Below are 8,966 nucleotides of genomic sequence, written 5' to 3'. Positions count from 1 at the left end.
ACCGGATCGGAGACGCCGTCGACCCGCGGCAGCGCGGTGAGCATGTGCAGGCAGTCCGGCGTCATACCGCGACCGGGACGCCCCATGGGCACCAGCGCGGCGAATTTGCGGCCGAGATCCGAATCCATGGGATCGCCGAGGCGCAGTTCGATACGGGTGCCGATCTGATCCTTGAGCGCGGGTCGCGCCTCCGGCCACCGCGCCAGCGTGATGACCACGTGCACACCGTAGGAAAGCCCCTGGCCCGCGAGGTTCATGACGGTCTGTTCCAGGGTCTCGAACTCCTGACGGAAGGTGCCGTAGCCGTCGATGACCAGGAAGACGTCGCCGAAGGGATCCTGCTGGGCTCCGGCGGCGGCCGGGCTGGCCGTCGGATCGTCGGCGCGCAACCGCCGGAACTCCGCCATGGATTCGATGCCGAGCTGCCGGAACCGCGCCTCGCGCTGGCGCACCAGGGTGACCATCTCGGCGACGGTGCGCCGCACCTGGTCCGCGTCGAGCCGACTCGCCACCGCGCCGACCTGCGGCAGCCCCTGGAGCCCGGCCAGGGTGCCGCCGCCGAAGTCGAGGCAGTAGAACTGGATCTGCTCGGCGGTATGGGTGAGCGACATGGCCATGATCAACGACCGCAGCGCCGTCGACTTGCCGGACTGCGGTCCGCCGACCACCGCCACATGCCCGCGCGATCCGGACAGGTCCACCACCAGCGGATCGCGCCGCTGATCGTAGGGCCGGTCAACGATGCCGATCGGCGCCCGCAGCGTCGCCACCGGGGCGTGCTCACCGGTGAGCACCGACCGGGGGATGAGCTGATCCAGGGTCGGGGCGTGGTCCAGGGGCGGCAGCCAGATCTCGTGCGCCGCACGCCCGTGTCCGCGCACCCGGGACACCAGCATCTGCAGGTTCGAGATCTGCTCGGCGTCGGGTGCCGGCTCGTCGAGCACCGGCTCCGGCGCGGCCGGAAGATAGTCGCCCGCACGGTAATCCACGTGTGTGGCGGTGAACGGTCGCGCCGCCACATCGACCGCCGGAGTCCCGCCGCCGACGCTCGGTTCGCGGTGCGACCCGCCGCCCACATACGGCCCGGACACGTACGCGGACTGGAAGCGCACGATCTCCCCCGAATCGGACTTGAGGTAGCCGCCGCCGGGATTGTTTGGCAGGTTGTAGGCGTCCGGCACCCCCAGCACCTGGCGGGACTCGTTGGCGGAGAAGGTCTTCAGTCCGATCCGGTAGGACAGGTGACTCTCCAGGCCCTTGAGCCGCCCCTCCTCCAACCGTTGCGAGGCCAGCAGCAGGTGCACGTGCAGTGACCGGCCCAACCGCCCGATCATGGTGAACAGCTCCGCGAAGTCCGGATGTTGGGAGAGCAGTTCGGAGAATTCGTCCAGCACCACGAACAGCGCGGGTATGGGGTCGAGATCCGCCCCGGCCGCCCGGGCCTTCTCGTATTCGGACACATTGGCGAAATTCCCCGCCGCGCGCAACAGCTCCTGGCGGCGATTCATCTCACCCGCCAGGGCGTCGCGCATGCGGTCCACCAGATCGGCTTCCTCTTCGAGATTGGTGATGATGGCGGCGATATGCGCGACCCCGTCCAATCCGAGGAATGTCGCGCCACCTTTGAAGTCGACGAGGACGAAGTTCAGCTGATCCGGCGAATGGGTGGCAATCAGCGAAAGCACCAATGTGCGAAGAAATTCCGATTTGCCGGAACCGGTCGCGCCAATGCACAAACCATGCGGGCCCATTCCGCCCTCGGCGGCCTCTTTGATATCGAGGACGACCGGCAATCCATCGGCCCCCACCCCGAACGGCACCCGCAGTCGCTCCCGGCCGTAGCGCGGCCGCCACGCCTGCTCCGGGTTGAAACCGCCGATATCCCCGAGACCGAGCAATTGCGCCCAGGAGGAGATGACCTCCCCCTCGTCCCCGGTGGGTTCGGTTCCGCGCTGCACCACCGGCCGATACGGAGCCAGCCGCCGTGCCGCCCGCTCCGCCTCCCGCGCGGTGACCCGGTCGATCCGGGCGAAGCGCTCCATGGCCCCGGTCGCGCCCCGGCCCGAACACTCACCGCCCTCCACCACCATCTGGATACCGCGCGAAACCGCCAGGCGCGGAGCGTAATTGCACAGGTCGACAACGGTCACCCCCTCGAATCCGGTCTCCCGCAGCGGATCCTCGTCGGCTTCCAGCAGCCCGCCGTCCACCACGACCACCACCTGCACCAGGGCGGGATCGGGCGGCTGATTGCGCGAGTAGCGAACCCGGTTGTGCAGCAGCGGACGCAGGCCCGCGTGCGCCTGCCGGATGGAGCCGTAGACCATGCGCTCGGAGCCGACGCCGTCGCACGCCTCCGGATGCTGGCTGTGCGGCAGCCATTTCACCCACTCCCATTCGCGCGCGGTGTCCGGACCGCACACCACCGCGATCAGCACCTGGTCGGGGCCCTGGAACATGGCCAGCTGCAACAGCATCGCGCGCGTCATATCCCGCGCCTGCGCCCGATCGCCGCCCAGCTGGATACTCGCGAAACCCTTCACCGCGATGGCGGTCGGCAGGTCCGGCACGGTGGAGTGGGTGCGCACGAACCGCCGCAGCGACACCGCCGCGATGGGCTCCAACTCCTCCACCGGCCCGGTCTCCGGCGCGACCAGCCGGGTGGCGAGCCGCTGCCCGCCCACCCCGATGCGCGCATGGCAGAAGTCCTTGTCACCCGGCCGGCGCTCCCACATGCGGGTGGTCCCGGCCAGCATCCAGACCAGGCCGGGCTCGGGATGGCTCCACTGGACCGCGGCGCGCTGCCGCGCGGCGGTCTCGGCCACATCCCGACGCACCTGGTCCAGATAGCGCAGATAGTCCTTGCGGTCCTCGTCGGCCTCGGCCGCCTTCTGCCCCTTGCCGCCCTGCCCGGCGTACATGCCGACCATGGACACCACCATCATCATGGGGAACATGAGGCTCATGGGATTGGTGGCGATCCCGCTGCCGGAGGTGAACAGCAGCGCCAGCATGCCGAGCATGCCCACGACCATGACGAGCGGCATGAGTCTGGTGAACAGATTCGCGGGAATGTTCCGGGGAATTTCCGGCGGCGGCTGCAATGTCACCTCCCCGCCGGGAGAACGCGGAATCTCCCGGCGGGGACGGCGCTGAAACCGGACGGTGCTCATCTGACGGAAATCCCCCATAGGGTTCGTGACCAGACTGCCGAATTCGGCCTCAGTGTACGGCCAGCATCCGACATGACGTACAGTGCGGGCAGCAATTCCGCACATCACGGCGTCGCCGCGAATCGGCGAACTCGCCGATAAAGAGGTGACAGCGAAAGTTGGCGACAGCGTGAACGCGCGAATGGATCAACTCGACGACGCCCGCGGCACGGTCCGCGCCCCCGACCTGGCACGGGTCACCATCCTGGCCAAACACACCCAGGTGGATACCGCCATTCCGCTCGATGTGCCGGTCGCGCTCGTCATTCCCAGCGTCGTCGACATGGTCGCCCAGCACAGCCGCGCCAACGACTTCGACCACGACGACGAGGATGTCGAACCGCACGAATGGGTGCTCGCCCGCATCGGTGAACCGCCGCTGGCCAACTCGCTCAGCCTGACCGAGCAGGGGGTGCGCGACGGTGAGCTGCTCATGCTGGAGAGCGCCGAACACATCGCTCCCACACCGCTGTTCGACGACATCATGTACAATGTCGCCATCGCCGACGCCGACCACTACCGGGGTTGGACGCCCGGCACCGCGCGGCTGACCGGGTCGGTGCTGGCGGTCGCCGCCACGCTGGTCGGCTGCCTCGGACTGCTCGCCGCACCCGATGCCGTCCCCGGCTGGGTGGGCGGTGCGGTGGCGCTGTTCGTCACCGTGCTGCTGGTCGTGGCGAGCACGGTGCTGGCGCGCCTGTACGACGACGGCGGGACCGCGCTGGTGCTGGGCGGGTGCGCGCTGCCGCTGGCGGCCACCGCGGGGATGCTCTTCGTGCCCGACCACTACGGCTGGGCCAATCTGCTGCTCGGCGCGGCCCTGCTGGGCGCGATGGCGATCCTGGCCTGGCGCGGGGCCGGGGTGGGGCCCGGCCTGTTCCTCGGCGTCGCCACGGTGACGGTGTACGCGGTGCCCGCCGCACTGGTCGGACTGCTCACCGACCTGCCCGTACGCTCCATCGGGGCGGGTGCGGCCGGGCTCGGGCTGGCCGGGCTGGCGCTCGCGCCCCGGCTGTCCATGCTGCTGGCCGGACTGCCGCTGCCGCCGGTCCCCGCGCCGGGCACGCCCATCGACCCCACCGAGGACGATCCCGACGACCATCGCGCGCTGCCCACCCTGGAGGCGCTGCGCGCCGCGGCCGAGGCGGCCCGGCGCTGTCTCACCGGCTTGGTGGCCGCCACGACGCTGGTCACGGCCACCGGTGCGCTGGCCGCCGCCGATCCCGCGGGCACGGACGTCTACCGGCCGGGGCTGGCGCTGGCGCTGGTGTGCGCGGCGGTGCTCATGTTCCGCAGCCGCACCTACGCGGGTGCGGCGCAGGCCGTTCCGCTCGTCGCGGGCGGCGCGGCCATCGTCCTGCTCATCCTGGCGGGCGCGGCCCTGCGCATGCAGCAGCCCCTGCTCGTCTTCGGCGCGGCCATGGTCGTGCTGGGCGCGGCCCTGGTCCTCGGCATGATCCTGCCCAACCAGCAGGCCACCCCGCCCATGCGCCGCGCGGTGGAACTGCTCGAGTACGCCTTCGTGGCGGCGGTCATTCCGCTGGTCTTCTGGGTGACCCAGCTCTTCGCCCTCGTCCGCGGCCTCTGATCGAGCCCCCATGTCGCCGCACGCCACCGCGCCCAGCTCGCCGCGAACGACGGCACTCGCCGCACGAATCACGCGGTGTGGCAACGGGGTTCGGACGCTCGCGGCGGCTTCCGTATTGGCGCTGAGCGTTTCGGTGGGTACTGGTATCACCGCTGCACCCGCGCGGGCGGAGCGGCCGCCCGCGATCGATGCCGGGCTGCTGCCCGCCGGAGGTCCCGCCGCACCGCCCACCGAGACCGAGCATCCGCCCAATGCGCCGTGCATCAGCACCCAGGCCGGAGGCGGCGGTCCGACGATTCCGCCCGCGCAGCGGTCGCTGGAACTGGAGCACGCCTGGCGGTTCTCCCGGGGGGCCGGGCAGTTGGTGGCGGTCATCGACACCGGGGTGACCCCGCATCCACGGTTGCCCGGGCTCATCGCCGACGGCGACTACGTGGCGGTCGGGGGCGACGGCACCGAGGACTGCGATGCCCACGGCACCCTGGTCGCCGGTCTGATCGCGGCCACCAGGGTGGAGGGGCAGGGCTTCGCGGGTGTCGCCCCGGAGGCGCGGGTGCTGACCATCCGCCAGACCAGTGCGCTGTACCAGGCGAAAGGGGCTGGGCGCGACAAGGGTCCGGACGATATGCCCGACGGCTACGGCAAGATCTCCGCGCTGGCCTCGGCGGTGCGCCGCGCGGCCGACGCCGGTGCGCGCGTCATCAATATCTCCCTGGTGGCCTGCCCCACCGCTCGTCCCGACAGCCGGGAGTTCGGAATGCTCGGCGCGGCAGTGCAATACGCGGCGCTGGAGAAGGACGCGGTCATCGTCACCTCGGCGGGCAACACCGACACCTGCCGGGCGAGCAATCCGGGTACGGACCCGCTGCATCCCGACCGCGACCCCTGGGACACCGTCGTCTCCTACGTGGCCCCGGCACTGTGGGACGAGTACGTGCTGTCCGTCGGTTCGGTCGACTCCTTCGGCCAGCCTTCGGGTTTCACCGTCCCCGGCCCCTGGGTGGGCGTGGCGGCCCCCGGGGAGAACATCGTCTCCCTGGATCCGCGCAATACCGGACTCACCACCGCCAAGTTCACCCGGCAGGGGCAGCTGACTCCGTACAGCGGCACCAGTTTCGCCGCGCCGTACGTGGCGGGCGTGGCGGCGCTGGTGCGGGCGCGCTTCCCCGAGCTGCGGGCGCGGGAGGTCATCGACCGCATCCAGGCCACCGCGCACGCACCGGCCGAGGGCTGGAACCCCTACATCGGTTACGGCGCTGTCGATCCCGTCGCCGCCCTCACCGCCGAGGTGCCGGACCAACTGCCGCCCAAACGCGCCAGCGCCGCCCGCAGCGAACAACTCCCCCTCCCGACACCCCCGCCCCCGCCCGACACCACGGCCCGGGACACGGCACTGATCGGCACCGGTGTGATCACCCTGCTGCTGACCCTGGGCTGGCTGGCCTCCTTCCCGCTGCGCCGCCGCCTCGGCACGCGTGATTGAACGGACACATACGATCCGGTTGGCACGAAAAGCGTTGTGCACGAAGAGAAATAGACTTTCGATTACTACCCGAAACTACCCGGGAACGCGCCACACTGAAGTCATGCCGCGCAATGAGGCTCGACATGACCATCCATTTCGCGCACAGGAGATTCCCATGAGCATGATGCTGACCGGCCTCATCGACCTGGACGCCCCGAACGAAGCCGAACTGCGGGGAGGGCAGACCGGCACCTTCACCGAGGTGACCTTCCCGACGCCGTTCCCGCCGAATTCCCATGTGATCGTCATCCCGATGGTGCAGACCTTCAACGGCCCGGACACTCCGGGTGTCCGCATCGCGGACGTCACCACCAAGGGCTTCCGCATTCGAATGAACGAGGTCGTGGTCGAGGGCAAGGCGCTCGCGCCGCGCAGCGGTACCCACACCAAGGAAACCATCGCCTGGCTGGCGACCACGGTGTAGTCGGCGCCGGGGTCGGGTCACATACCCGGCCCCGGCTCAATTCTGGGACCGCACCGGCTCTTTCGCGGGGTTCGCGTCCGGGGCGACACCGTCGTGCGCGACCATGGCGGCGGCCCGGCTCAGGGCCGGACCCGGCGCCAGCAGGCCGATCAGCTGCCAGGGCGCGCGCTCCGGTCGGACGCTGTCGGGGTCCATGCCGAGCGCCTTCGCCGCGTCGAGGTCCACGATGCCGTAGCGCACGCCGAAATCGGAGATGTAGAAGAGGCTGTCGCGGCGCTCGCTATCGGGTTCGATCCCCGTGGATTGCGCATACGCGCCCGCGCCCGGCCGCATGTAGAAGGCATCCGCGTGCGGCCCGGAGCCGTCGGCCTGGGCGAAGGAGACCAGCCGCGCCCGGTCCGGGATCGGCACGGTGTGCCCGGTCAGCACGGTCAGCTCCGCGCGGGTGCTGCCCTCGGACTTGTCGGCGACCGGAACGGGTTGCCAGGACAGGCAGGCCACGGGTTGGTCCTTGCCGTCGACGATCTCGGGGGCGGCCGCCGGATAGTCGGCGACCCGCAGTGCCGAGGAGACCGGGGCCGCCGTCCGATCCGCTTGGGCGATATGGGTATCGGTCGGCGTGGCGCGGTAGGTGTTGCGGACGATATCGGCCGTCAGCTCCGACACCGGTTGCAGGCCGTCGGCCAGCACCACGTAGTGGCTGCCGTCGGTGCGCACCTGCACCACATCGCCGATCCGGTGATCGCCGAGCGGATAGCCCGGTGCCGCACCGACATCCGCGATGGGCGGCGGCACGATGGGCAGCACCTCGGGGATGGCGTTGAGCAGCCCCTCGCTGACGGGGCGCGGCGTCATACCGCGAATACCGAGGGCATCGACGACGGCGCGGTCGTTCATGTCCACCCGGGCCCGCCGATCGTCGTACACCAGGTACGCGGCCTCGCGGCCCCGCACCAGCAGCGCCCGGCCAGCGGCCAGCGGACCCGCCTTCTCCGCCAGCTCCGGATCACCGGCCAGCACGGCGGTGGTCAGCTCGCCGCTGCCGTCACTGGCGAGCGTGTCGCAGACCGTCCAGGCGCGGCCACGTCCGGTGTCGTCGAAGTTCAGCGAGGCGGGCGCGCCCGGAATGCCGATGAGCTGGCCGCGCGGCTTCTTGCCCAGTTCCGATTCCTTGACGGTCGCGGGTGCGGCGGCCTCGCCCGCCGCCAACCGGGCCGAGGCGAGATTGAGCGCCGGATGCACCACACCGTCGATGACCACGTAGACCGCACCGGAATCCTTGCCGATGAGGATGGTGCTGTTGCCCATCTTGTCCTGCGGACGCAGTAGAGCCAATACTCCGCAACCAGCCAGGGCGACCAGGGCGAGCACCAGGCCGACCGCGAACGCGCGCGACTGCGAGCGCATCGGGTCGTGCAGCATCCGCACGTCCCGGCGCACCAGTGCGTGTTCCATGCGGCGGACCAGGAAGCGGTAGCCGCTCACCTGCCAGCGCGTGGTCGGTTTCGAAGGCATGGATTCTCCCCCGACGGGTCATCGAGTTCGCTCGACACAGTACAGTTCCGCTGACAGCCGATTCCTATCGCACCTGGTCTTTGTCCGATTTCGGTCGCCATCGGCGGCCGCCGACGGAAGTTGGGGGACCATGATGGCCGCACCGGGCGAGACCGCCGCACCCGCTGATCCGCCGACCGCGCCGCCGCCACCGGGCCGCCCGCTGCTCGGCTGGATCACCCTGCCGGATCTGGTGGGCGCGCAGCTGGCCGGGCTGGCGGCGGGGTTGGCCACATTCGCCTGCGGGCCGACGTGGTGGGCGGCGCTGACGGTCGGCCTGGCGCTCATGGCGGCACTGCTGATCCCATTAGGCAAACGACCAGTTTCCTCTTGGCTCGCGACCTGGTGGCGCTACCGGAGACAGCGCGCCTACCGCATCGGCGACACCCTCGACTTCCGCGCCGCCGACGGCCGCTCCCTCGGGATCTACCGCGACGGCAGCCGAGTGGTCGCCGTCGTGGAGGTGCTCGCCACCAAGGGCGGACTGACCCGGCTCGGCAGCGGTACCGTGCACGCCTCCCATCTGCTGCCGCTGCCGGAACTGGCGACATGCCTGCGGCAACACGACATCCTGCTCGCCGGGATCGACATCGTCGCGCACGGATTCCGCAGCCGTTCCGGCACTCCCGCCGGTGCCAGTTACGAGAAACTGCTGGGACCGCT

General features: G+C 70.4%; 6 protein-coding genes. 4 read left to right on the top strand and 2 right to left on the bottom strand.

Annotated elements, in window-relative coordinates; genetic code table 11:
* The coding region (gene eccCa / locus QK444_RS26420; RefSeq protein ID WP_282784743.1) for a type VII secretion protein EccCa at positions 1 to 3,173 on the bottom strand (3,173 nt) is incomplete at its 3' end.
* Between the two features lie 145 nt (positions 3,174 to 3,318).
* On the opposite strand from eccCa, the gene eccD reads away from it, so the two are divergent.
* From eccD to QK444_RS26405, 3 genes are all read left to right on the top strand, one after another.
* Positions 3,319 to 4,800 carry a type VII secretion integral membrane protein EccD gene (gene eccD, locus QK444_RS26415; RefSeq protein WP_282784741.1) on the top strand — a complete coding sequence of 494 codons (1,482 nt, stop codon included), beginning with the start codon at positions 3,319 to 3,321 and terminating at the stop codon, positions 4,798 to 4,800.
* Positions 4,801 to 4,933: 133 nt separating this feature from the next.
* A complete protein-coding gene (gene mycP / locus QK444_RS26410) occupies positions 4,934 to 6,283 on the top strand; it encodes a type VII secretion-associated serine protease mycosin (protein WP_282784739.1) in 1,350 nt (449 codons plus the stop codon).
* Between the two features lie 157 nt (positions 6,284 to 6,440).
* Positions 6,441 to 6,749 carry a hypothetical protein gene (locus QK444_RS26405; protein WP_039809956.1) on the top strand — a complete coding sequence of 103 codons (309 nt, stop codon included), beginning with the start codon at positions 6,441 to 6,443 and terminating at the stop codon, positions 6,747 to 6,749.
* A 36-nt stretch (positions 6,750 to 6,785) separates the two neighbouring features.
* Here QK444_RS26405 and eccB read toward each other — a convergent pair whose 3' ends face one another.
* Positions 6,786 to 8,264, bottom strand: a complete 1,479-nt coding sequence (gene eccB / locus QK444_RS26400) for a type VII secretion protein EccB (RefSeq protein WP_282784737.1) — start codon at positions 8,262 to 8,264, stop codon at positions 6,786 to 6,788.
* Between the two features lie 130 nt (positions 8,265 to 8,394).
* On the opposite strand from eccB, the gene eccE reads away from it, so the two are divergent.
* Positions 8,395 to 8,966 (top strand): type VII secretion protein EccE (gene eccE, locus QK444_RS26395; protein ID WP_282784735.1); only part of this gene is annotated, 572 nt, incomplete at its 3' end.

The sequence above is a fragment of the Nocardia sp. CC201C genome, from assembly GCF_030010695.1.
GTDB classification, from domain to species: domain Bacteria; phylum Actinomycetota; class Actinomycetes; order Mycobacteriales; family Mycobacteriaceae; genus Nocardia; species Nocardia otitidiscaviarum.
This window is presented reverse-complemented; position numbering and strand designations above follow the sequence as displayed.